This window comes from Neptuniibacter sp. QD29_5, assembly GCF_047778125.1.
Classification (GTDB): Bacteria; Pseudomonadota; Gammaproteobacteria; order Pseudomonadales; family Balneatricaceae; genus Neptuniibacter.
In genome coordinates this window covers 3,250,880-3,273,060 of the sequence record NZ_CP180556.1, presented here as the reverse complement: position 1 = coordinate 3,273,060, position 22,181 = coordinate 3,250,880, and the positions used below count along the sequence as shown (strand labels likewise).

At 46.5% G+C, this 22,181-nt stretch carries 23 protein-coding genes and 4 tRNA genes; 24 read left to right on the top strand and 3 right to left on the bottom strand.

The features are described from left to right. Window positions 1–33 precede the first annotated feature (33 nt). The 11 genes from ACMXYR_RS15695 to ACMXYR_RS15645 all read left to right on the top strand — a co-directional run bounded on the left by ACMXYR_RS15695 (window position 34) and on the right by ACMXYR_RS15645 (window position 10,455). Window positions 34–645, top strand: a complete 612-nt coding sequence (locus tag ACMXYR_RS15695) for a UPF0149 family protein (protein ID WP_415902283.1) — start codon at window positions 34–36, stop codon at window positions 643–645. Further along, window positions 645–1,961 (top strand): Xaa-Pro aminopeptidase, encoded by a 1,317-nt coding sequence (gene pepP, locus ACMXYR_RS15690; protein ID WP_415902282.1) that lies wholly within the window; start codon window positions 645–647, stop codon window positions 1,959–1,961. Before ACMXYR_RS15695 ends, pepP begins: the two co-directional genes overlap by 1 nt. Further along, the gene (gene ubiH / locus ACMXYR_RS15685; RefSeq protein ID WP_415902281.1) at window positions 1,958–3,205 is read left to right on the top strand and encodes a 2-octaprenyl-6-methoxyphenyl hydroxylase; all 1,248 of its coding nucleotides are present in this window, start codon (window positions 1,958–1,960) and stop codon (window positions 3,203–3,205) included. Before pepP ends, ubiH begins: the two co-directional genes overlap by 4 nt. A gap of 9 nt (window positions 3,206–3,214) precedes the next feature. Continuing rightward, window positions 3,215–4,495 (top strand): UbiH/UbiF/VisC/COQ6 family ubiquinone biosynthesis hydroxylase, encoded by a 1,281-nt coding sequence (locus ACMXYR_RS15680; RefSeq protein ID WP_415902280.1) that lies wholly within the window; start codon window positions 3,215–3,217, stop codon window positions 4,493–4,495. A gap of 212 nt (window positions 4,496–4,707) precedes the next feature. Continuing rightward, window positions 4,708–5,820, top strand: a complete 1,113-nt coding sequence (gene gcvT / locus ACMXYR_RS15675) for a glycine cleavage system aminomethyltransferase GcvT (protein ID WP_415902279.1) — start codon at window positions 4,708–4,710, stop codon at window positions 5,818–5,820. Between the two features lie 41 nt (window positions 5,821–5,861). Beyond that, the gene (gene gcvH / locus ACMXYR_RS15670) at window positions 5,862–6,254 is read left to right on the top strand and encodes a glycine cleavage system protein GcvH (RefSeq protein ID WP_415882764.1); all 393 of its coding nucleotides are present in this window, start codon (window positions 5,862–5,864) and stop codon (window positions 6,252–6,254) included. 83 nt (window positions 6,255–6,337) lie between these two features. Further along, window positions 6,338–7,534 (top strand): class I SAM-dependent rRNA methyltransferase, encoded by a 1,197-nt coding sequence (locus tag ACMXYR_RS15665; protein WP_415892774.1) that lies wholly within the window; start codon window positions 6,338–6,340, stop codon window positions 7,532–7,534. A gap of 32 nt (window positions 7,535–7,566) precedes the next feature. Then, window positions 7,567–8,604, top strand: coding sequence for an NADP(H)-dependent aldo-keto reductase (locus ACMXYR_RS15660; protein ID WP_415882762.1), 1,038 nt, complete (start codon window positions 7,567–7,569; stop codon window positions 8,602–8,604). A gap of 118 nt (window positions 8,605–8,722) precedes the next feature. Next, on the top strand, window positions 8,723–9,130 hold the full coding sequence (locus ACMXYR_RS15655; protein WP_415902278.1) for a CBS domain-containing protein: 408 nt from the start codon (window positions 8,723–8,725) through the stop codon (window positions 9,128–9,130). Window positions 9,131–9,306: 176 nt separating this feature from the next. After that, entirely contained in the window at window positions 9,307–10,212 is a 906-nt protein-coding gene (gene ppk2 / locus ACMXYR_RS15650; RefSeq protein ID WP_415892771.1) for a polyphosphate kinase 2, read from the top strand. A gap of 18 nt (window positions 10,213–10,230) precedes the next feature. Next, window positions 10,231–10,455, top strand: coding sequence for a phosphatase (locus tag ACMXYR_RS15645; protein ID WP_415902277.1), 225 nt, complete (start codon window positions 10,231–10,233; stop codon window positions 10,453–10,455). Window positions 10,456–10,520: 65 nt separating this feature from the next. Here the strand turns inward: ACMXYR_RS15645 and ACMXYR_RS15640 are convergent, their stop codons facing one another. Then, window positions 10,521–11,174 (bottom strand): HAD family hydrolase, encoded by a 654-nt coding sequence (locus ACMXYR_RS15640; RefSeq protein WP_415902275.1) that lies wholly within the window; start codon window positions 11,172–11,174, stop codon window positions 10,521–10,523. A gap of 136 nt (window positions 11,175–11,310) precedes the next feature. Between ACMXYR_RS15640 and ACMXYR_RS15635 the strand changes: the two genes are divergently transcribed. Both ACMXYR_RS15635 and ptsP read left to right on the top strand, forming a co-directional pair. Then, the gene (locus tag ACMXYR_RS15635; RefSeq protein WP_415882757.1) at window positions 11,311–11,802 is read left to right on the top strand and encodes an RNA pyrophosphohydrolase; all 492 of its coding nucleotides are present in this window, start codon (window positions 11,311–11,313) and stop codon (window positions 11,800–11,802) included. A gap of 15 nt (window positions 11,803–11,817) precedes the next feature. Beyond that, window positions 11,818–14,091: a phosphoenolpyruvate--protein phosphotransferase gene (gene ptsP, locus ACMXYR_RS15630; protein WP_415902273.1), complete on the top strand. Its 2,274-nt coding sequence runs from the start codon at window positions 11,818–11,820 to the stop codon at window positions 14,089–14,091. Between the two features lie 20 nt (window positions 14,092–14,111). On the opposite strand, the gene ACMXYR_RS15625 is transcribed toward ptsP, so the two are convergent. Further along, the gene (locus tag ACMXYR_RS15625) at window positions 14,112–14,882 is read right to left on the bottom strand and encodes an NRDE family protein (protein ID WP_415902272.1); all 771 of its coding nucleotides are present in this window, start codon (window positions 14,880–14,882) and stop codon (window positions 14,112–14,114) included. A gap of 84 nt (window positions 14,883–14,966) precedes the next feature. On the opposite strand from ACMXYR_RS15625, the gene ACMXYR_RS15620 reads away from it, so the two are divergent. After that, window positions 14,967–15,767 carry a sulfite exporter TauE/SafE family protein gene (locus tag ACMXYR_RS15620; protein WP_415902271.1) on the top strand — a complete coding sequence of 267 codons (801 nt, stop codon included), beginning with the start codon at window positions 14,967–14,969 and terminating at the stop codon, window positions 15,765–15,767. A 10-nt stretch (window positions 15,768–15,777) separates the two neighbouring features. Then, on the top strand, window positions 15,778–16,554 hold the full coding sequence (lgt, locus tag ACMXYR_RS15615; RefSeq protein WP_415902270.1) for a prolipoprotein diacylglyceryl transferase: 777 nt from the start codon (window positions 15,778–15,780) through the stop codon (window positions 16,552–16,554). Between the two features lie 49 nt (window positions 16,555–16,603). Here lgt and ACMXYR_RS15610 read toward each other — a convergent pair whose 3' ends face one another. Continuing rightward, on the bottom strand, window positions 16,604–17,455 hold the full coding sequence (locus tag ACMXYR_RS15610) for a thymidylate synthase (RefSeq protein ID WP_415902269.1): 852 nt from the start codon (window positions 17,453–17,455) through the stop codon (window positions 16,604–16,606). Window positions 17,456–17,577: 122 nt separating this feature from the next. On the opposite strand from ACMXYR_RS15610, the gene folA reads away from it, so the two are divergent. The 9 genes from folA to tuf all read left to right on the top strand — a co-directional run bounded on the left by folA (window position 17,578) and on the right by tuf (window position 22,145). Beyond that, complete coding sequence (folA, locus tag ACMXYR_RS15605) at window positions 17,578–18,081, top strand: type 3 dihydrofolate reductase (RefSeq protein ID WP_415902268.1); 504 nt, start codon at window positions 17,578–17,580, stop codon at window positions 18,079–18,081. Between the two features lie 15 nt (window positions 18,082–18,096). Further along, window positions 18,097–19,071, top strand: a complete 975-nt coding sequence (gene birA, locus ACMXYR_RS15600; RefSeq protein ID WP_415902267.1) for a bifunctional biotin--[acetyl-CoA-carboxylase] ligase/biotin operon repressor BirA — start codon at window positions 18,097–18,099, stop codon at window positions 19,069–19,071. Next, complete coding sequence (locus ACMXYR_RS15595) at window positions 19,068–19,781, top strand: type III pantothenate kinase (RefSeq protein WP_415902266.1); 714 nt, start codon at window positions 19,068–19,070, stop codon at window positions 19,779–19,781. The genes birA and ACMXYR_RS15595 overlap by 4 nt, the downstream gene beginning before the upstream one ends. A 2-nt stretch (window positions 19,782–19,783) precedes the next feature. Next, on the top strand, window positions 19,784–20,437 hold the full coding sequence (locus tag ACMXYR_RS15590) for a hypothetical protein (protein WP_415902265.1): 654 nt from the start codon (window positions 19,784–19,786) through the stop codon (window positions 20,435–20,437). Window positions 20,438–20,471: 34 nt separating this feature from the next. Next, window positions 20,472–20,547 (top strand) — tRNA-Thr (locus ACMXYR_RS15585). 31 nt (window positions 20,548–20,578) lie between these two features. Further along, a tRNA-Tyr gene (locus ACMXYR_RS15580) sits at window positions 20,579–20,662 on the top strand. A gap of 11 nt (window positions 20,663–20,673) precedes the next feature. Then, window positions 20,674–20,748: transfer RNA gene (locus tag ACMXYR_RS15575), tRNA-Gly, on the top strand. A gap of 11 nt (window positions 20,749–20,759) precedes the next feature. Next, window positions 20,760–20,834: transfer RNA gene (locus ACMXYR_RS15570), tRNA-Thr, on the top strand. An 87-nt stretch (window positions 20,835–20,921) separates the two neighbouring features. Continuing rightward, complete coding sequence (gene tuf, locus ACMXYR_RS15565; RefSeq protein ID WP_415882739.1) at window positions 20,922–22,145, top strand: elongation factor Tu; 1,224 nt, start codon at window positions 20,922–20,924, stop codon at window positions 22,143–22,145. Window positions 22,146–22,181 lie beyond the last annotated feature (36 nt).

Sequence of the window (22,181 nt, the reverse complement as noted above, 5' to 3'; positions counted from 1 at the left end):
TTAACAGCACGATATTATTGATGGATTCGATTCATGTCTTTAGAAAATGTACCTGTAGATCTACCCGATTTTGAACTTATCGCAAATATGTTTGTAGAGGAGGGGGTGAGAGCTGTTTCACCTTCGGAGCTCCATGGAGTTATCTCGGGACATTTAGCTGCAGGTGCACGTTTAAAACCAGCTGCGTTAGAAAAAATCGTTAATGAGCTACTTGATTTAGAGTCTCTCTCTCAAGACAGCAGCAAGTCGGTTGTGACTAACCTATACACCGCTACGCTTGGCTGTATGGAAAGTATGGATCTGGAGTTCGATATGGTACTTCCAGATGATGAGGATGAGATCTCTATGCGTGCTGAATCCCTAGGGCGTTGGTGTCAGAGCTTTTTGAGTGGATTCGGCCTCTATGGCAAACATACAGATGCTAGCTTATCGCCAGAAGCGAAAGAGACGCTAAATGACCTTGGCCAAATCGCCCAAATCTCTTCCGATTTGGAAGAGCTTGATGAAAACGAAGCTGATCTGATGGAAGTTCAAGAATATGTGCGTATGGCTGTTTTGATGCTGTTTACCGAGTGTAATAAAGCGTTAGAAGAGAAAGAAAAAGAGTTTGCTAAAGCTAAGCCAGAAAACAACAGGTTGCACTAATGAAAATTGGTCTTGATCAGTTTGTCGCACGTCGTGCTGCGTTGATGGCGCAGATGTCATCGGGCAGTATCGCGATTATTCCTTCTGCGCAGATGAAACAGCGCAATAGCGATGTTGAATATCCATTCCGTCAGGATAGCAACTTTTACTATTTAACTGGTTTTAACGAGCCGGATGCAGTGTTGCTATTGATGCCGGGTCGGATGGATGGTGAATCGGTGCTGTTCTGTCGTAATCGTGACAAGCTGATGGAGATCTGGAATGGCTATAGAGCAGGGCCTGAAGGCGCTGTTAATGACTATGGCATGGATGAAGCCCATGCTATTGATGAAGTCGATGATATCCTGCCGGGCCTGTTAAATGGCGTATCTAGAATCTATTACTCCATTGGTAAAGATGAAGAGCTTGATCAACGCGTTCGACACTGGCTTAACCTGATTAGGGCAAAAGTACGCCAAGGGGCGGTAGCACCCTCTGAATTGGTGATGCTGGATTGCCTGTTGCATGAGATGCGCTTGATTAAGGGCGATGCAGAAAAAGAGATGATGCGTCGTGCTGGTGAGATCTCTGCGCAGGGACATGTTAAGGCGATGCAGCTGTGTAAGCCAGGTGTGATGGAATATCAGTTAGAAGCGGAGATCTTGCATCACTTTGCGATGAATGGCGCGCGCCAGCCAGCGTACTCGACGATCGTAGGTGGTGGAGCAAATGCTTGTGTGCTGCATTACATTGAAAATAGCGAACCGCTCAATGACGGTGATCTAGTGTTAATCGATGCCGGTTGTGAGCTAGATCATTATGCCGGCGATATTACACGTACTTTCCCTGTAAATGGTCGCTTTAGTCCAGAACAAGCGGCAATATACGAACTGGTTTTGAAAGCACAGAAAGCTTGTATTGAATTCGCGAAACCAGGTGTTTTGTGGGAAGCCGTACACGAAAAATCGGTAGAAGTCTTAACCGCAGGGTTGATTGAGCTAGGTTTGCTCTCGGGTACGTTGAGTGAAGAGATCTCAGCGGGTCGCTACCGTGATTTTTATATGCACCGTATTGGTCATTGGTTAGGTATGGATGTTCATGATGTTGGTGATTACAAAGTCGATGGCGAATGGCGTCCGTTAGAGCCAGGTATGGTGATGACGGTTGAGCCAGGGATCTATATCGCTGCGGACAATGAAAATGTTGAACCTCGTTGGCGCGGTATTGGTGTACGTATTGAAGACGATATATTGATCACTGCAGAGGGTAACGAAAACCTTACTGCGGCTGTGCCGAAAGAAATTGCAGAAATTGAAGCGTTAATGGCAGCAAAATGAAACAGCACTATGACATCGTGGTGATTGGTGGCGGTATGGTGGGTGCGAGCTTAGCTTGTGCTCTACTGCCTGCGAGTGAACAGCTTGATCTGAATATCGCCGTAATTGAAGCCTTTCCAATGCCTGAGAAAAGCGCTCTGGAGTATCAGCCGAGCTATGATTCCAGAGCGACGGCATTGGCTTATGGTAGCCGCTCTATCTACGAAGTCATGGGTATCTGGCCAACGTTAAAAACGCATTTAGCACCCATCAAGCATATTCACGTTTCAGATAAAGGTCATTTTGGTGTGACGCGGCTGCATGCAGAGCAGGAAAGAGTGCCTGCACTGGGCTATGTGGTCGAAAACCAATGGCTAGGACGTGTGCTGTTAGATCGTTTACAGCAGGATGATGCGAATCGCATTGATTTTATCTGTCCTGCCGAAGTGACAGATGTTCAGTATGGCTCTGACCAGATGGGCGTCATCCTGGAAAAAGAGGGTGAGACGCATCAGATAACGACTGAATTGGTTGTGATGGCTGATGGTGGCCGTTCTTCATTGCGTGAAGGAATGGGCATGAACTACAGCGAAACAACCTACGAGCAACATGCTGTCATAGCCAACGTCAGCTTAGACCGCTCACACAACGATATTGCTTATGAGCGCTTTACCGATACGGGCCCTATGGCGCTGTTACCGTTGGAAGAGCAAAGCGGTGAGCATCGTTGTGGTCTAGTTTGGACAGTGCCTAATGATCAAGTCGATGAAGTGATGGCGCTTGACGAAGCTGAGTTTATAGCGCGTCTACACGAACGCTTTGGTCATCGCGCAGGTAATTTTGTCAAAGTGGGTGAACGACATACCTATCCGCTAAAACTGGTTTTAGCACAGGAGCAGGTGCGTCAGGGTTTAGTGGTCTTAGGTAACGCTGCACATGCCTTGCATCCAATTGCCGGGCAAGGATACAACTTGGCGTTACGTGGAGTAGTCGCTTTGGCTGATCACCTAATTCAAGCTCGTAAGGCGGGTGGCAATCTAGGTGATTTAAACGTACTTCAGGATTTCTACGAACAGCAACGACAAGATCAGCAGCGTACGATTGGGCTGAGCGATCAGACTATGAAGCTGTTCTCTAATAATAATATTCTGCTTGCAGCCGGCCGTAACCTAGGCCTGCAACTATTAGATATTTGTCCGCCTGCTAGAACCGTTTTTGCCCGTGGTGCCATGGGCTTAGATATGCCCGCTCCAGACCTGAAATAGAGATAGATCATGCCAGAAAATACACAGGCACAAGTGCTTAATTCAGATGTAGTGATTGTTGGAGCCGGCATGGTGGGAGTTACCCTTGCTGCGGCTTTAGCGGATGCCGATATTAGCGTAACGCTTGTAGAGCAGCGCGAAGGCGATATCAGTGGTTTCTCTGAGTTTGTTAAAGGCGCGCAAGCTAAAGGTTATGATCCTCGGGTTAGCGCGCTTACCTGTGCTTCACAGCAGATCTTAACCTCTGTAGGTGCTTGGAAGTATATGCAGGATTATCGTCTAAGCCCCTACACCGAGATGGATGTTTGGGATGGAGAAGGGACTGGGCATATTCACTTCTCAGCGCGAGAGCTACATGAGCCAGCTTTAGGTCATATTGTAGAAAACCGTGTGACACTGGCGGGTTTGTATCAGGTTCTTCTAGAAACACCTTCGGTAGAGCTGGTTACTGGTGTGACAGTGACGGAGCTATCTCCCCAGTCTGATCAAGGTCGTGCTGTAAAATTGAGTGATGGTCGTATCATTCAAGCGAATCTCGTGGTTGCTGCGGATGGCGCGCTATCGAAAACACGCCAACATGCGGGCTTACCAATGGTGGAGTGGGATTATGGTCATCATGCCATTGTGACCACTGTTAAAACCGAGCAGCCGCACCAAGCGACCGCTTGGCAGCGTTTTACCGAAGATGGCCCGCTGGCATTGTTACCTTTGAGTAACGATGAAGGTGATTACTACTGCTCGATTGTTTGGTCAACATCGCCAGAACATGCCAATGAATTGATGGCATTGCCAGATGAAGCGTTTTGCCAGCAATTGGGTCGTGCATTTGAGAACCGTTTAGGCGACATAGAATGGTGCGACCAACGCAGCGTTTTTCCGTTACGACAGCGTCATGCTCAGCATTATATTCAACCTGGCTTTGCTGCGATTGGGGATGCGGCACATACCATCCATCCTCTGGCGGGTCAGGGTGTAAACTTAGGTCTGTTAGATGCCGCTCAGTTAGCAGAAACGTTGATGGACGCTTCGCGTCGAGGTGAGCCTTTAGGCGCTCAATCGGTGTTACGCAGATTCCAGCGCGAACGCCGCAATGACAATATTCAGATGTCCTTAGCTATGGAAAGCTTCAAGCGTTTATTTAATACCAGACAGCCTTTGGCTTGCTTAGCGCGCAATATGGGCATGAACTTATTGGATAAACTGTCACCTGTTAAAAACCATATTGTGATGGATGCGATGGGTTTATCTGGCCGTTTGCCACAATTGGCGCAGAGAAACATTCAAGAATAATCGGCTTGGATCATCTGATCCGACCATAGTTGCAACCCTAGTTTGTCGTTCAAAGATTGAACTGTGAAGAGAATCCCTATAAATTGTCTTCCCTTTTTTGTTTTTCAGGTCAATTGATTCGCTCTTGAGCTGAAAAGCAGTTGTTAAAGCCTAGCAAGACCTGTTTATGACGATAACAAGGCCTAAGCTAGCCCCTGATAAGAGTTAATAATATGGGTAGCAAAACTGCATTGTACGAAAAGCACCAAGAGATGGGTGCTAAGCTAGTCGACTTCGGTGGTTGGGATATGCCAATCCACTATGGTTCTCAGGTAGATGAGCATCACAAGGTTCGACAAGCTGCTGGTATGTTTGATGTCTCCCACATGACGGTTGTAGACGTTACCGGCACAGACGCTAAAGAGTATTTACGTTACCTGCTAGCAAACGATGTTGCTAAGTTGCAGGAAAAAGGTAAGGCGATGTACAGCGGCATGCTGAATGAAGATGCTGGTGTAATTGATGATCTTATTGTCTACCTAATGACAGAGCCAGGTGTTGCTGGTGAGTGGTTCCGTGTCGTTGTGAACTGTGCAACACGCGAAAAAGATTTACGTTGGATGTCTGACCAGACAGCTAGCTTTGATGACGTTGCGCTAACAGAACAGCCAGAATTGGCGATGGTAGCAGTGCAAGGCCCAGAGGCATTAGCGTTGGCTAAACAAGCTGTAACTGAGTCTCGCGCTAACTTGATCGATCAGTTAAGTGTTTTCCAAGGTTTAGAGTCAGAAGGCTGGTTTATTGCGAGAACTGGCTATACTGGTGAAGACGGTTTAGAAGTGATGCTTCCTGAAGATGAGGTAGCAGATTTCTGGCAGGCGCTCGCGGATGCTGGCGTTGCTCCGTGTGGGCTAGGCGCGCGCGACACTTTGCGTTTAGAAGCGGGTATGAACCTATATGGCGCGGATATGGATGAAACCATTTCTCCACTTGCGGCTAATATGGGTTGGACGATCGCTTGGGAACCGCAAGATCGTGTATTTATCGGCCGTGAAGCACTACAGCAGCAGCGTGATGCAGGTGTGAGCCATAAGCTTGTAGGTCTAGTGATGGAAGCGCGTGGTGTATTGCGTGCACATCAGAAGGTTGTAGTAGACGGCATTGGCGAAGGCGAGATTACCAGTGGTACATTCTCCCCAACGCTAGGTTGTTCGATCGCTATGGCACGTGTGCCTGTGGGCACAACGGATACAGCTGAAGTGGATCTGCGTGGTAAAGGCAAGTTGGTGTCTGTACGTGTAATTCGTCCTTCTTTTGTCCGTAACGGCAAAAAAGTTTTTGACTAAGAATTCGATTTAAACAGGACCCATAGGGGTAGGAAATAAACATGAGTAACATTCCATCTGAACTGAAATACGTTGCTAGTCATGAGTGGATCCGCGTTGAAGGTGATGGCACCGTTGTCATCGGTGTAACAGATCACGCGCAAGACCTTTTGGGTGACGTAGTTTTCGTTGAGCTGCCAGAAGTCGGTGCTGAAGTTGAATCAGGTGATGAAACAGGTGTTGTTGAGTCTGTTAAAGCTGCATCTGATGTATACGCGCCGCTAAGTGGTGAAGTTGTAGCTGTTAACGAAGATCTGGAAGACTCTCCAGAGCTAGTTAACTCTGACCCATACGGTGATGGTTGGTTCTTCAAGTTGAAGCTAAGCGACGCTGATGAGTTGAACGAACTACTAAGCGCAGAAGCATACAACGATCTGTGCGAATCTGAAGCTTAAGTCAGATTTAGGGCCTCGCCCTGAGAAATAAATACCTTGTCCCGGCTATATGCCGGGACAGTTGTCTGTAAAACAGGAAAAACATGTCACTGCAAACTCTAAAACTAAACAGTGGGGCTGAACGCAGGCTGCGTGGTGGTCACCTTTGGATCTACAGTAACGAAGTGGATAACCGCGTGACGCCGCTGAAGAGCTTTGAGCCGGGCCAGCAGGTTATTGTCGAAACTGACAAAGGCAAACCTTTAGGCGTTGCTTATGTAAACCCAAATACGTTGATTTGCGGTCGAATCGTCAGTCGTGATCTTAAATACACTTTGGATCGTTCCTTAATCATTCACCGTCTTAAAGTGGCGCTATCACTGCGTGAAAGCTGCTTTACTGATGATTGCTATCGTTTGGTGTTTGGTGACAGTGATGCTCTACCAGGTCTAGTGATTGATCGTTTCTACGATGTGTTTGTTGTACAGATCTCTACAGCCGGCATGGAAGCGGTGCTAGATGACATTATCGACGCATTGAACAAAGTGTTCACGCCGAAAGCGATTTTGCTGCGTAACGACGGCAAAATGCGCGATATGGAAGGCTTGGAAACCTACACAGAGATCATCCAAGGTGATATCCCAGAGCTGTGTCCGTTGATGGAAAACTCTGTACCACTGCTAGCGCCACTGCAGAAAGGCCAGAAAACTGGTTGGTTCTACGATCACCGTAATAACCGTGCTCAGATGCAAAAACATGTTGAAGGTAAGCGCGTACTGGATCTGTTTAGTTACGTAGGTGGCTGGGGCGCGCAGGCTTTGGCTGCTGGTGCTAATCAGGCGATCTGTGTCGATGCTTCCCACTTTGCTCTAGAAGTGGCTGCTGAGAACGCGCGTATCAACAATGCGTCTGATCGTTTCGAAGGCTTCCACGGCGATGCCTTTGATATTTGTAAGTCTCTGATTGCAGATAAAGAAAAATTTGATGTGGTTGTGTTGGATCCGCCTGCGTTTATTCAGAAGAAAAAGGATATTCGTAACGGTGAGCGTGCTTACTCCCGTATGAATAATTTCGCCATGCGTCTTCTGAAGAAAGACGGAATCTTGGTGTCTGCGTCATGCTCTATGCATCTTCAACGTGATCGCTTGATCGATATTATTCGTAGTAATAGCCGCGAATTGGATCGTAATGCTCAGATCTTTGATCAGGGGCATCAGGGTGCAGACCACCCGGTACATCCAGCGATTCCCGAAACGGATTACCTTAAATCATTCTTTGTCAGAGTTTTGCCATCGTCTTAACCTGACATCTGTTCCCAGATAGGAGCTTTACCATGCAATATCGTCAGCTAGGTAATACTGATCTCAATGTGAGTCTGATCTGTCTGGGAACTATGACCTTCGGTCGACAAAACACTGAGGTCGAAGCGTTTGAACAGCTGGATTATGCCTGGGCGCAAGGTGTCAATTTTCTTGATGCTGCTGAGATGTATCCAGTGCCTGTGGATGAGCGTTATCAGGGGCTAACAGAGACCTACATCGGTAACTGGATGAAGCAACGGAATAACCGCGATAAGGTGATCGTTGCAACAAAGGTTGCGGGGCCTGGAGATTTTGTCAGCTTTATCCGCCCTGATATGCATTTTGATCGCAAAAATATTCGTGAAGCGATCCAAGGCAGTTTAAAGCGTCTTCAAACCGATTATATCGACTTATACCAACTCCACTGGCCAGATCGCACCACTAATTTCTTTGGTAAGTTAGGCTATCAGCATGCTCCAGAAAACGATGGGGCAGCAATTTTGGAAACCCTAAACATTTTAAAAGAGCTGGTGGATGAAGGCTTGATTAGATATGTGGGCTTATCCAATGAAACGGCATGGGGAACCATGAAGTTTCTCGCTTATGCTGAGCAATTAGGCCTGCCACGAGTTGTTTCCGTACAGAATCCTTACAACTTGTTAAACCGCTCCTCCGAGGTCGGTTTAACCGAGGTTTTGATGCGTGAGCAGGTGTCTCTACTGCCGTATTCACCAATGGCATTTGGTACCTTGAGTGGCAAGTACCTTAATGGCGCTCAGCCTGAGAAAGGCCGTTTAACCCTCTTCCCTGATTACACTCGATATCTGAATGAACAAGGGATCAAAGCGACTGAAGAGTATGTGTCGTTAGCGCGGGCGCATAATTTGGATCCAGCGCAGATGGCGTTGGCTTATGTTAATAGTCGTGATTTTGTTGCCAGTAATATTATTGGCGCAACGACCATGGGGCAGCTGACAGAGAATATAGACTCCGTAAACCTTAACCTTGATGAAGGTTTACTGGCGGAGATTGAAGCGATTCATGTCCGCTATCCGAATCCATGCCCATAGCTTTGGCGAATTGATCAAAAAGGGGAGCTTTAACAGCTCCCCTTTTTTGTTGTGAATTTGTCATTTTCGAGTTCTTTGCCAGACTGTAATCAGCAAGATAAAACAGGTGGGTAGGGTTATGTTACAAGTAAAAGATGCAATGTTTCCTGTGAATAAGCCGCTAAGTGCAGATATGCCCCTAGTTGAGGCGGTTTCTCATATTCTAGAGTCTGGGTATTTAGGCTTACCGGTAGTAGATAAAAACTTGAAGGTGGTTGGCTTTTTATCAGAGTTTGATTGTTTGCCTTATTTAGTTACCGACAGTTATCACTGTGATAGCCACGAGATTGTTGGCGATATTATGCGTACCGATCCACTTACGGTTTCACTTGGATTGAGTATTGTTGATTTAGCTCAGCAGATGGGTTTGGATAAACCAAAAGTGTATGCAGTGGTTGAGCAGAATAAGCTAGTGGGTATCATCACACGAAGCATGTTGATGCATGAGCTAAATGAGTCCTTGAAGCACTGTAAAGTGGTGGCTTAAGGGCTGTTATTCCGTGAAGGTTTAACCGAAAAGGACGGGGGATCATACCGAAGAATAATTATAGAGAGAACGTTAATTTTTAAAATTATAATGGTTGTTTGACCTATATCAGAAACTCCTGATGTAGTAGGCGCATAATCAGTAATACTGATTAACCAAACTAGAGAGGTAAGCCTATGAACCAGGAGTTACAGACCCCAGACGTTGATGTTCAAACTGCAGATGTGACCTTGCCACCGCAAGAAGAAATCTGTCCTACTGTACTGCTGGATCAGGAAGTTACTGATCTGTTTGAGTCCAGCGAATACCCTTACGATACAAAGATCTCCCGCAAAGAATACGAAAAGCGCAAAAAAGAGCTGCAGATAGAACTATTGAAGATGCAGAACTGGGTGCGCGAGACCGGGCAGCGGGTTGTTATCCTCTTTGAAGGGCGTGACGCAGCCGGTAAAGGTGGAACCATCAAGCGTATTATGGAGCACCTCAATCCTCGTGGTGCCCGTGTTGTGGCTTTGGAAAAGCCGACCGAGCAAGAGAAAGGACAGTGGTATTTCCAGCGTTACATCAATCATCTTCCTACGGCTGGTGAGATAGTGCTGTTTGACCGTTCTTGGTACAACCGTGCTGGCGTTGAGAAGGTGATGAACTTCTGTTCGCCATCTGAGTATTTAGAGTTTATGCGTCAGACACCTGATCTGGAACGTATGCTGGCGCGAAGTGGCATCAAACTGTTTAAGTTCTGGTTCTCGGTAAGCCGTGACGAGCAGTTCCGACGTTTTCAGGCTCGCCGTGTAGATCCGTTGAAACAATGGAAACTTTCTCCAATCGATTTGGCCTCTTTAGATAAGTGGGATTCATATACAGAAGCCAAAGAATCGATGTTTTTTTATACCGATACAGCAGATGCGCCTTGGACGGTGATTAAATCTGACGATAAGAAGCGCGCAAGACTTAATGCGATGCGCCATCTACTTAGTCGTATGCCTTATCCGAATAAAAGTGAAGAGATTGATCTTCAGCCGGATCCGCAAATCGTCAGCAATGCCCAAGGGCAAATTGATCGTCACCCAGTGCATAAGTAAGAGTTAAGGAGTAAAACGATGACAATGAAACAAACTGCACATGCTCAACATGTTGTCTCGTCTTTTAAGGGGAGATTACCAACAGCAATGTGTAACGATATTGGTGAAGAGCATTTTGATGAGTTAGCACTGTTGATTGAGTCAGCGATCAGTGCGGCTGTTTTGGCAGAGATGGAAAAGGCTGCCGATAAGATTGATAAGTTAGCTCACGATGTTCGTCATTTTGCAGAACATTTTGATTGAGTTTTAACAGAAATAAAAAAGAGAGGCTATTGCCTCTCTTATTTTGTGCGGATGTTTACACCTGATCAACGTAGATCAAGCACAGGCCAAAGGTTGGCGTTGGCATGATCTTCCAGCGTTTCATCTGGGTTTACTGCGACTGGATGAGTTACTTTCTCCAGCAACGGTAAGTCATTGTGGGAATCGCTATAGAAATAACTGCCTTCTAAATTGAAGTCATTATGTTTTAACCATTCATTCAGGCGCGTTACTTTGCCATCTTGGAAGCAAGGTATACCCGCAACTTTGCCTGTGTACTCGCCATCCACTTCTTCTGGGTCTGTTGCAATAATGTCGTCAACGCCAAGCTTGTCTGCGATAGGGCCTGTTACAAAGCGGTTAGTTGCTGTGATAATAAGCAAGTAATCACCTTGTTCGCGGTGGTTCTGTAGAAGCTCAGCCGCTTTAGGCAGCATGATTGGAATAATTTTAGATTCCATAAACTCCAAATGCAGCTTATCCAGCTCTGCACGTTGCATCTGAGCCAAAGGCTTTAGAGCAAAGGCAAGGAATTCGAAAATATCTAATCCGCCATTCTTATATTGCTCGTAAAAGTAGTCGTTTGCGCGACTATACTCATCGCTATCTACAATCCCTTTTTCGCACAAAAATTCGCCCCATGCGTGATCACTGTCACCGGCAAGAAGAGTATTGTCCAGATCAAAAATTGCTAAGCTCAAAAGAGGTTCCTCAACGAATAAGATAGTGTCGCAAGGATAGGGAGGATACGCGTTGAATGCAATTGTCTGAAAAGGGATTTGCTGAGTATCAAAGAATTATGGAACAATAGCTGAAAAATAATTAGGAATAACTAAAGTGATTGATTCAGATGGGTTCAGGCCGAATGTCGGTATCATTCTGGCTAACTCGCTGGGTCAGGTCCTTTGGGCAAGACGAATTGGCCAAGATGCTTGGCAGTTTCCGCAGGGGGGAATCAATGAGGATGAAACCCCTGAAGAAGCAATGTATCGCGAATTAAGAGAAGAGATTGGACTTGCTGCAGAAGATGTAGAAATTGTTGCAGTAACCCGAGGTTGGTTGAGATACCGATTGCCCAAACGAATGATCCGGCGCAATTCGCATCCGGTATGTGTTGGCCAGAAGCAAAAATGGTTTTTACTACGGATGTTGAGCGCAGATAGTGCGGTAAAAATTGATCACACTGAATCGCCAGAGTTTGATGGTTGGCGTTGGGTGAGCTATTGGTATCCGCTAGGACAGGTTGTGTCATTTAAACGAGAGGTGTATCGCAAGGCAATGCGAGAATTATCACCTAAACTATCGAGATTTAATGCCATAAATACCTAGAAGGAGAGACACTGAATGCTGGATGTGTTGAAGAAGATTGTACAGGAAGTCAGTATCGCGCCAGATTTGGACTCGGTACTGAATCTGATTGTGCGTCGCATCCAGCGTGCTATGTCCACAGAGGTTTGCTCTGTTTATCTATTTGATCCCGAGGATCAATGTTATGTCTTGATGGCGACTGAAGGTCTCAATCAGGAAGCGGTAGGTAGCGTTCGTTTATCTGCCGAAGAAGGCTTGGTGGGTATGGTGGTAGATCGTGCCGAACCAATCAACCTTGAAAATGCCTCTGAGCATCCCGCCTACAAATATGTTGAGTCCACCGGTGAAGAGCGTTTTAACTCTTTCCTCGGTGTGCCGATTATCCATCACCGCGGTGTTTTAGGTGTCTTAGTTGTTCAGCAAAAAGCGCAGCGCCGTTTTGATGAGAGCGAAGAAGCTTTTCTCGTAACTTTATCTGCCCAGCTAGCTGGGGCTATTGCTCATGCTGAAGCTACCGGTTCTTTAGGTGCAATGGGCGAAGAACCAAGCGGCGAAATCGTCAATTTGCGCTTTGAAGGTGTGCCCGGTTCTGCGGGTGTAGCTATTGGTTCAGCTACCGTTGTTGCGCCTCCTGCAGATCTGAATTCAGTTCCGGATAAAGTTGCCAAAGATGTAGAGCAGGAAATTGCGAACTTTGAAGCTGCGTTAAAGCTTGTTCGACGGGATATCAAAGTAGTTGGGCGCAGTTTAGCCCAGCGTTTACGTTCTGAAGAGCAGGCGCTGTTCGATGTTTATCTTCGAATGCTGGATGACAACGCTTTGGCTGGTGAAGTGGTTGCTCGAATCCGCCAAGGCAACTGGGCGCAAGGTGCACTGCGTGAAGTTGTCATGGAGCATGTGCGTCAGTTCTCTATGATGGATGACCCCTATCTGCGTGAACGTGCGACGGATATCAAAGATTTAGGCCGTCGAGTACTCGCCTATCTGCAAGAAGATGCGCCTGCCGTACTCGAATTTACCGATGAGACTATTCTGGTTGCTGATGAACTAACGCCGGCGATGCTTGGTGAAGTGCCGAGCGAGAAGTTGGTCGGTTTAGTTTCTGTGCATGGTTCTAGTAACTCACATGCTGCGATCCTTGCTCGTTCCATGGGTATTCCGACCATTATGGGTGCGGTGGACCTGCCTCTAACGCGTATTGATGGTCGAGAGCTGATTCTGGATGGTTATTCAGGTCGAATCTACGTACAGCCTGGAGAGGATCTTCTAACGGCATACAGAGATATCTTGCGTGGTGAGCAGGAGCAAGCAGCCGAACTTGAAGCGATTAAGGATCTTCCAGCGGAAACGACAGATGGTTTCCGAATGCCGTTATGGGTAAATACAGGTTTGATCGCCGATGTGGCGCGTTCACTTGATCGCGGAGCAGAAGGTATCGGACTGTATCGAACCGAAGTGCCTTTCATGATCCGAGAGTTCTTCCCGAGTGAGCAAGACCAAGCGCAGACTTATCGCAAGCAGCTTGAAGCATTCCATCCTCGTCCTGTGACAATGCGCACCTTGGATATCGGTGGAGATAAGTCACTACCTTACTTCCCAATTGAAGAGGAAAACCCATTCTTGGGATGGCGTGGTATCCGAGTGACGCTGGATCATCCTGAAATCTTCCTAGTGCAAGTACGCGCCATGCTTAAAGCGGGTGAAGGCTACGGTAATCTGCGTATCATGTTGCCGATGGTGACCAGCGTCGGCGAAGTAGAAGAAGCAAGTCGCCAGATCGATCGTGCAGTTAAAGAGCTGCAAGATGAAGGGCATGATATAGAGCGTCCATTGGTGGGTGTGATGGTTGAGGTGCCGGCAGCTGTTTATCAGGTACGCCGATTTGCCCGTCGTGTCGATTTTATCTCGGTAGGTTCCAACGACCTTACTCAGTATCTGCTTGCCGTAGACCGAAATAACCCTCGTGTGGCTGATCTGTATGTTAGCTACCACCCCGCTGTTCTGAGAGCGCTTGTTTTCATTGCGCGAGAAGCCCATAAAGAAAACGTTACAGTGTCTATCTGTGGTGAATTGGCGTCTGAGCCAGGTGGTGCTTTGCTGTTGATGGCAATGGGGTATGACGTGCTATCAATGAACGCTACCAATCTGCCTAAAGTAAAAGCCGCGATTCGCCAAGTGAGTAAGGAAGACGCGAGTCAACTCTTGAAAGATGTGATGGCGATGGATGATGCTGATCGCATTCAGAAATTCATCAATGAGCGCCTAACTGAATTGGGTATAGCGCTGCCAAAACAGCCGGTTGTTGTTTAGTCGATTTTTTCTGGAGATTACTACCCTAGGGCTGGCAAGGTAAGTTGATACTCACTTCTTTCTGATGGCCCATTATAGTCGTACCCTTGTTCGATAATTGTTGTACGGCCATCGAGTCCCTGTAGTAGAAGTGTTATAGCTCTAGTGCCGTACGTCTCTGATCGAATAAAACTAGAAGAGAGCAACCTTTCCCATTCAAAAGGTACGCCGGTGTCTGGCAGGCTTTCGTCTGCGGCGCGTTGATCGTTAAGCATAATCTCAAACAAAACCTGCTCAGAAATAATCTCATTTTCGATTGTGTCTGATAGTGCCTGTTTTACTTGGGTAAGCTTTGGCCAAGGCGTGTCTAGAAGCGAATTACTCATTCCGTATACGCCTGGCTTTAATTGCTGTGTATGACCACCACGGTTCGAGCAGTAGTACAGACCTGTTTGGTCACCTGTAAGCAAATTAAAATCGCCGTATTGTGATTTCTCTGTCTCCAATTGCGCTAAATAGCTTTTTGCATCGCTAGAACCCGTTAAAAAATTGGCTGTAAGCTCGCCGCGAGATTTTTTCGATTTGGCCATGTTGTTGCCATCGCGAAAATTGGTAACGGCTGAGAACTTTCCTTCCTTATTGATGCCCAACCAAGTGCCCATCTGTTCTAAGTCTCTTCCGGCAAGAACGTGAGCTTGATCGGGCCAAAAATGCATTACTTGGCTTGCTCTTTGATAAAACTCGTCGCGATTGGCGAGCAAAATCAGGGAGTATTTAGGATGGGTCTTATACGCGAATGTTATTAAGCACATAGGTAATAGGCCATTAATTGGGTAATATAGCGATCGTTTTTATTGTAAGTGCAAATCGCACAAAGGCAGAGTAAAGGATAAAAGATGCTGATCACAATTCTTACCTACTTGATTCTAGGCGCAGCAGCAGGGGTTGTTGCAGGCTTATTTGGTATTGGTGGTGGTCTGTTGATCGTGCCTGTATTGGTCTTTTGCTTTGAATTACAGGGGGTGGCGCCTAGTGTGCTAACTCATGCAGCGGTTGCTACCTCTTTAGCGACGATAGTGGTGACTTCGATCAGTTCTACGATGGCACATAACAGCAAAGGGGCAGTCCGCTGGGATATTTTTAAGCCTTTAACGGCCGGTATTCTGTTGGGGGCATTTCTCGGCGTTAAAACTGCGGGACAAATGACCGGTGAATGGCTGCAAATTGCGTTGGGTAGCTTTGCTATTTTGGTTTCGATCCAGATGGCGTTGAACCTAAAGCCAGATGCGGGTGAAAAATCGGCGAGTACCAAATCTTTTGTTATCTCAGGTGGTGTGATTGGTTGGCTCTCCAGTATTTTTGGTATTGGTGGTGGAACCCTGACCGTGCCTTATCTCACTTGGGGGCGAGTTCAGATGCAGCAAGCTGTTGCTACATCGGCTGCCTGTGGCCTTCCGATTGCAGTAATGGCGGCCCTGACCAATGTTTGGGAGGGTTGGGGCAACGCTGATATGCCTGATTGGAGTGCAGGTTACGTCTACCTACCTGCATTTGCGGGTATTGTTTTGACCAGTTCTTATTTTGCTAAGTTTGGTGCTAAATGGGCGCACAGCCTTCCGGGACCAGTTTTAAAACGGATTTTTGCAGTCTTTTTATTCTGTGTAGGACTGCGTTTCTTAATCAGTAACCTAGTTTAGGAGTAACGCTGTGTGGGTTCATGATATAAACCCGATTGCATTAGATGTTGGGCCATTGCAGATTCATTGGTATGGCTTGATGTACTTGATCGGCTTTGCCGCAGCTTGGTGGTTAGGTGTTAGACGAGCGCGTTTGCCGGGCTCTGGCTGGACTGAAGAGCAGATATCCGATCTGATCTTCTGGGGCGCTATGGGCGTGGTTTTAGGTGGTCGAATGGGTTACGTCCTGTTCTATCACCTTGATCGCTTCCTGCAAGATCCGCTGTGGTTGTTTGCTGTGTGGGAAGGTGGAATGTCTTTCCACGGAGGTTTGCTCGGTGTTATCGCAGCTATGTATCTGTTTGGCCGCAAACATGGTAAATCCCTATTTACTATGACGGACTTTGTCGCTTCTTTGGTGCCGATCGGTTTAGGTGCTGGCCGCATAGGTAACTTTATTGGTGGAGAGCTGTGGGGGCGTGTTACCGATGGTCCATGGGGTGTGGTATTTCCTCGCGGTGGGGATCTACCTCGTCATCCTTCTCAGTTGTATGAATTTGCACTAGAAGGGCTCGTGCTATTCGTAGTGCTTTGGTGGTTCTCATCTAAACCAAGACCAAAAATGGCGGTTTCTGGTCTATTCCTTCTGCTCTATGGTGTGTTCCGATCTTTAGTGGAATTTGTACGTGAACCAGATGCGCATCTTCAGTTTATCGCTTTTGAGTGGTTAACCATGGGTCAGTTGCTTTCTTTGCCGATGATACTGTTGGGGATGTTCTTGGTTGGGCTTGCTTACAAGCGTGGATGAAATTGAGCATAAAAAAGAGGCCAATTAGGCCTCTTTTTTATTGTCTGATTTAAACCGAAAACGGGTACTGAATTGGGTCGTGGTGCTGATAACCTTCAACTTCAAAGTCATCAACGGTTACCCATGTTTCCAAATCTTCCAGTGTTTTGATATCTGGATTGATCTTAAAGGTCGGTAACGGTAACGGCTCACGTTTAAGCTGTACATCGCGCATTAACTCAACCTGATCTTCATAAATATGGGCGTTCACGATCTTGTGATATGCCTTACCCGGTTTGTGACCGGTGATCTGGGCTACGATTGCTAGCAAGAAGTACACCTGCACCATATTAAATGTCAGGCCTAATGGCACATCGCAGCTTCGCTGAGTGCTGTTTAGGTAAAGTGTATCGCCTAACAGTGAGAAGTGATGGCTATACATGCAAGGTCGTAAGCAACCCATGTGGAATGCGCCCGGGTGATAGAAGGTATAGATCTCACCACGGTCATCAATGCCGTTTGATAGGTTATCCACAATTTTACGCAATAGATCGATGCTGCCGCCATCGGGCTTTGGAAAGTTTCTGCCTACTTTACCGTAGATGAAACCGCAATCATCTTCACCCTTGCGATATGGGTTGGCTAGCCAATCAGCATTATCGTTGGCGTTAGCATCCCATGTTTTGGTGCCAATCTTGCGAAAATCTGCTGCGTTATCATAACCGCGGAGATAGCCTAACATCTCTGCAATCGCTGATTTGTAAAAGCACTTACGCGTAGTCACCATAGGGAACTGCCCTTGGCCGACGTCATAAGTTAAATCAGCATTAATGACGGTAAGGCAGCGTTTGCCTGTGCGTTTGTTTTCTACCCAAACGCCTTCATCGATAATTCTTTGGCACAGATCTAGGTATTGTCTCATTGGTTTGTGCTTAACCCTGTGTTTAAATTCAGTGAGATTATGTTACCGAATGTTAAGTATTTTTGGTAAGAATATAAAATGATGCTTAATATCTTAGCGATATAAGTCGATTAGGAGTTTCGATGAACTTAGCAATTATTGTTGCACAAGCTAAAAATCGAGTGATTGGCGTTAACAATAAGCTGCCATGGCACTTACCTGAAGATCTACGTTACTTTAAACAGGTAACTATGGGTAAGCCGATTATCATGGGGCGAAATACCTATGAGTCTATAGGTCGTCCACTACCTGGGCGCACCAATATCGTTATTTCTAGACAGGAATCTTATGCGCCTCAAGGTGTCAAAGTTGTTTCTAGCCTAGAAGCAGCTATTGATATGGCTGAAAGTGTAGCAATGATCGATGGCGCATCCGAGGCGATGGTCATTGGCGGCGGTCAGATTTATGCGCAAGCGTTAGAGAAGGCTGACCGTTTATATCTGACAGAGGTTGATGCTGAAATAGAAGGGGATGCTTGGTTCCCTGAGTTTGCGCGAGAAAATTGGAAAGAAGTGGGTAGAGAAAATTTCTCTGCAGAAGGACCTAACCCATACAACTATAGCTTTATTGTTTTAGATAAAATTTAAAGAAGGCAAAGTAGTATGACGCTCCGTTCGTTGTTGTCTATTCTAGCTGATGGCAAATTCCACTCCGGTCGAGAATTGGGAGAGGAAATTGGAATCAGTCGTAGTGCGATCTGGAAACATATACGCCGTATCGAAGAAAGCGGTCTTGAGGTCTACAGTGTTAAAGGGCGAGGCTATCGTGTCCCGGGTGGTGTAGAGCTACTAGATTATGAGCAGATTAAATCTGCTTTACGCCCGGAGGTTGCTGAGCTAATTAAATGCCCAGAGATTCCGTTAACCATCTCCTCCACTAATGAGATGGCTATGAAGGAGTCTCAGCAAGGAGATTGCCATGGATGTTTGTTTGTTGCTGAACAGCAGACAGAAGGCCGTGGTCGACGGGGTCGCAACTGGGTGAGTCCCTTTGCTCGCAATCTTTATTTCTCGTTGGTATGGCGATTTGAACAGGGTGCGGCAGCCCTTGAAGGTTTGAGTCTGCTGATCGGTCTGTCTCTTGTTAAAGCATTGGAAGTACTCTCGGTTGTTGGGGTTGAGCTTAAATGGCCAAACGACCTGCTTTACCAAGGCAAAAAACTCGCAGGGATTTTGATTGAGTTAAATGGAGAGGCGTCAGGTCAATGCCAAGTGATTATTGGTGTTGGTATGAATGTGAATATGCCAAAGGAACAGGCGGAAGATATCGATCAGCCTTGGACCGATCTTAAAACTATTGCTGGTACTGAAGTAAGCCGCAATCGACTATTGGCCGAAGTTATTAATCAGCTGGTAGTAAGGCTTGAAGAGTTTGAGCGTACGGGCTTTGCTGCATGGGTTGATGAATGGCAGTCCTATCATGCGATGCAGAATAAAGAGATCGCATTACAGGTTGGCGAGAAGGTAGTAGAGGGTATTTGTAACGGTATTGATACCTCCGGTGCACTGCTTCTACAGACGCCGTCTGGCGTGCAGGCTTTCCATGGCGGAGAAGTGAGTGTTCAGCGAAACTTATGATTCTTGAAATAGATGCTGGCAATACGTTTATAAAGTGGCGAGTGCTCGAACAGAATGGTGCTCGAGGTAAGCTGTTAACGCGAGAATTGAGCGAGCAGTCAATTCCGGATAGCTGGCTACAAAAATTTTCAAAAATCAGAGTGACGTCAGTTGCAGGTAAAGAGATAAACCTGCAACTGAAGGTAATCTTTCAAGGGCTAGAGCAAGTCGAGCCTTTATTTGCTAAAACAACAGCAGAGCAAGCTGGATTAAAAAATAGCTATGTTGATCCGCAACGGATGGGGGTTGATCGTTGGTTGGCTATGTTGGCTGCCTTTAAAAAAGCGGGGGGCGCTTGTTGTGTGGTTGATTGTGGAAGTGCAATTACAGTCGATCACGTTGATAGTGCAGGCCAGCATATAGGTGGTCATATCATTCCAGGCCTTAGGTTGATGCAAAAAGGCCTGTTAGAAAACACATCTGAAATTCTTGTCGATCATTCAATTGAGTCCTTTAATCCTCAGCCGGGCAAAGATACAAATTCGGCCGTATCTAACGGAATTGATTTTGCGTTTGCTGCTTTAGCAGAAAAAATTGTAACGGATCTGAATATTGAGCATAGCGCGCTCTATATAACAGGCGGTGATGGCGAGCTTTTTTACAAAATGGCTGGATGCGGGCACCTAGAGCCAGATTTGGTCTTAGATGGTTTGACTTGGGCGTTGGCTTAGTTATGTTTCGCTGGTTGTTTCTATTCCTTCTGTTGGCTAATGCGGTATTGCTGTTTTGGCATTCTATACAAATAGAGCCGCAAGTAATTGAAGCGTCAGATACGCGTAAACAGCTGAATACATTAAAGCTGGTTGCTGAGATGGATCAGGACGCTCTTGAGAAACTAAAGGTTGAGAAGTCTAGCCAGAGAGAGTGTTTGTGGTTTGCTGGGTTTGAAACCGATGTAAAAGCAGCTGCGGTGACGCAGTTTATTGTCGGCTTGGGCGGTCAGGCTGAATATAAAGCGAAAGAAGTAGCTGTTGCTAGCTATGTGGTAGTGATTTCCTTACCGGAAGATCTAAAGAAACGCTTGGCTTTAATGGATTACCTGGAAAACAAGGGGTTAAGTGAAGTTGGTGACGAGTTACTGGACTTTGAGTACAGCTTGGAAGGTTATAGTAATAAAGAATCGGCTGTAGAGCAGGTAAAGGTACTATCTTCGTTAGCAATTGATAGTCGTGTAGAAAAGCGCGAATCTACTGGAACTCGCTATGTTGTTGTCATGGATGCCTCAGTTGATCGAAATTTATCCAGCAAAATCAAAGAAATAGTCAAAGAAAACTATTATTTTATAAAAATTGAAAAAAAGTTGTGTAAAGGGGTTGCAAAGCCCTGATTCGGTGGTAACATACGCGCCACTTCATTGAGACGCCGGTATAGCTCAGTTGGTAGAGCAACTGACTTGTAATCAGTAGGTCCCGAGTTCGACTCTTGGTGCCGGCACCATCTCATAGGTCAGTGAAGTTTTGAAATTGTTGGTGAGGTTCCCGAGTGGCCAAAGGGATCAGACTGTAAATCTGACGCGTAAGCTTCGGTGGTTCGAATCCACCCCTCACCACCATTCACAGTAAGGCGGGTATGGTATAGTGGCTATTACCTCAGCCTTCCAAGCTGAAGAGGCGGGTTCGATTCCCGCTACCCGCTCCAAGTGAGACTAAGCTCAAGTAGCTCAGGGGTAGAGCACACCCTTGGTAAGGGTGAGGTCGGCGGTTCAATTCCGCTCTTGAGCTCCAGAATTTATTTTTTTAGGGTAGATATAGTAATATATCTGCCCTTTGTTATATTTGCGCTTTGTAAATTTAATTGTACTGGACAGACTGATGGCTAAAGAACAATTTGAACGCTCAAAACCGCACGTTAACGTTGGTACAATCGGCCACGTTGACCACGGTAAAACTACTCTAACAGCAGCTCTAACTCGCGTATGTGCAGAAGTATGGGGCGGCGACGCTGTTGCATTTGACGGTATCGACAACGCTCCAGAAGAGCGTGAGCGTGGTATCACAATCGCAACTTCTCACGTTGAGTATGATTCTCCAGAACGTCACTACGCACACGTAGACTGTCCAGGCCACGCCGATTATGTTAAGAACATGATCACTGGTGCTGCACAGATGGATGGCGCGATCCTAGTATGTGGCGCGACTGATGGTCCAATGCCACAGACTCGTGAGCACATCCTGCTATCTCGTCAGGTAGGTGTACCTTACATCGTAGTATTCCTAAACAAAGCAGACCTACTAGCAGAAGACTGTGGTGGTGCTGACTCTGAAGAATACGCTGAGATGCTAGAATTGGTTGAAATGGAGCTTCGTGAGCTTCTAGACCAGTACGAATTCCCAGGTGATGACACTCCAATCATCCCAGGTTCTGCTCTAATGGCCCTAAACGGCGAAGACGACAACGAACTTGGTACTACTGCTGTTAAGACTCTAGTTGAGACTCTAGACTCTTACATCCCAGAGCCAGAGCGTGCTATCGACGGTGCATTCATCATGCCTATCGAGGACGTATTCTCTATCCAGGGTCGTGGTACTGTAGTAACTGGTCGTGTTGAGCGCGGTATCATCAAAGTTGGTGAAGAGGTTGAAATCGTAGGTATCAAGGAAACTACGACTACTACTTGTACTGGTGTTGAGATGTTCCGTAAGCTTCTTGATGAAGGTCGTGCTGGTGAGAACGTTGGTGTTCTACTACGCGGTACTAAACGTGAAGAGGTTGAGCGTGGTCAAGTACTAGCAGCTCCAGGTTCTATCACTCCTCACACTCGTTTCGAGGGTGAAGTATACGTACTATCCAAAGAAGAAGGCGGTCGTCACACTCCATTCTTCAAAGGTTACCGTCCACAGTTCTACTTCCGTACAACTGACATCACTGGTGCATGTGAGCTTCCAGAGGGTGTAGAAATGGTAATGCCTGGTGATAACGTTCAAATGGACGTTACACTAATCAACCCAGTAGCAATGGAAGAAGGTCTACGTTTCGCGATTCGTGAAGGTGGCCGTACTGTAGGTGCTGGTGTTGTATCTAAAATTGTTGAATAAAATCAACAATTAGGTATTGCCAACTGGTAGGGAGGC

Coding starts and splice junctions, on each gene's coding strand:
- ACMXYR_RS15695 (WP_415902283.1), top strand. CDS start 34: ATGTCTTTAGAAAATGTACCTGTAGATCTACCCGATTTTGAACTTATC.
- pepP (WP_415902282.1), top strand. CDS start 645: ATGAAAATTGGTCTTGATCAGTTTGTCGCACGTCGTGCTGCGTTGATG.
- ubiH (WP_415902281.1), top strand. CDS start 1,958: ATGAAACAGCACTATGACATCGTGGTGATTGGTGGCGGTATGGTGGGT.
- ACMXYR_RS15680 (WP_415902280.1), top strand. CDS start 3,215: ATGCCAGAAAATACACAGGCACAAGTGCTTAATTCAGATGTAGTGATT.
- gcvT (WP_415902279.1), top strand. CDS start 4,708: ATGGGTAGCAAAACTGCATTGTACGAAAAGCACCAAGAGATGGGTGCT.
- gcvH (WP_415882764.1), top strand. CDS start 5,862: ATGAGTAACATTCCATCTGAACTGAAATACGTTGCTAGTCATGAGTGG.
- ACMXYR_RS15665 (WP_415892774.1), top strand. CDS start 6,338: ATGTCACTGCAAACTCTAAAACTAAACAGTGGGGCTGAACGCAGGCTG.
- ACMXYR_RS15660 (WP_415882762.1), top strand. CDS start 7,567: ATGCAATATCGTCAGCTAGGTAATACTGATCTCAATGTGAGTCTGATC.
- ACMXYR_RS15655 (WP_415902278.1), top strand. CDS start 8,723: ATGTTACAAGTAAAAGATGCAATGTTTCCTGTGAATAAGCCGCTAAGT.
- ppk2 (WP_415892771.1), top strand. CDS start 9,307: ATGAACCAGGAGTTACAGACCCCAGACGTTGATGTTCAAACTGCAGAT.
- ACMXYR_RS15645 (WP_415902277.1), top strand. CDS start 10,231: ATGACAATGAAACAAACTGCACATGCTCAACATGTTGTCTCGTCTTTT.
- ptsP (WP_415902273.1), top strand. CDS start 11,818: ATGCTGGATGTGTTGAAGAAGATTGTACAGGAAGTCAGTATCGCGCCA.
- ACMXYR_RS15625 (WP_415902272.1), bottom strand. CDS start 14,882: ATGTGCTTAATAACATTCGCGTATAAGACCCATCCTAAATACTCCCTG.
- ACMXYR_RS15620 (WP_415902271.1), top strand. CDS start 14,967: ATGCTGATCACAATTCTTACCTACTTGATTCTAGGCGCAGCAGCAGGG.
- ACMXYR_RS15610 (WP_415902269.1), bottom strand. CDS start 17,455: ATGAGACAATACCTAGATCTGTGCCAAAGAATTATCGATGAAGGCGTT.
- folA (WP_415902268.1), top strand. CDS start 17,578: ATGAACTTAGCAATTATTGTTGCACAAGCTAAAAATCGAGTGATTGGC.
- birA (WP_415902267.1), top strand. CDS start 18,097: ATGACGCTCCGTTCGTTGTTGTCTATTCTAGCTGATGGCAAATTCCAC.
- ACMXYR_RS15595 (WP_415902266.1), top strand. CDS start 19,068: ATGATTCTTGAAATAGATGCTGGCAATACGTTTATAAAGTGGCGAGTG.
- ACMXYR_RS15590 (WP_415902265.1), top strand. CDS start 19,784: ATGTTTCGCTGGTTGTTTCTATTCCTTCTGTTGGCTAATGCGGTATTG.
- tuf (WP_415882739.1), top strand. CDS start 20,922: ATGGCTAAAGAACAATTTGAACGCTCAAAACCGCACGTTAACGTTGGT.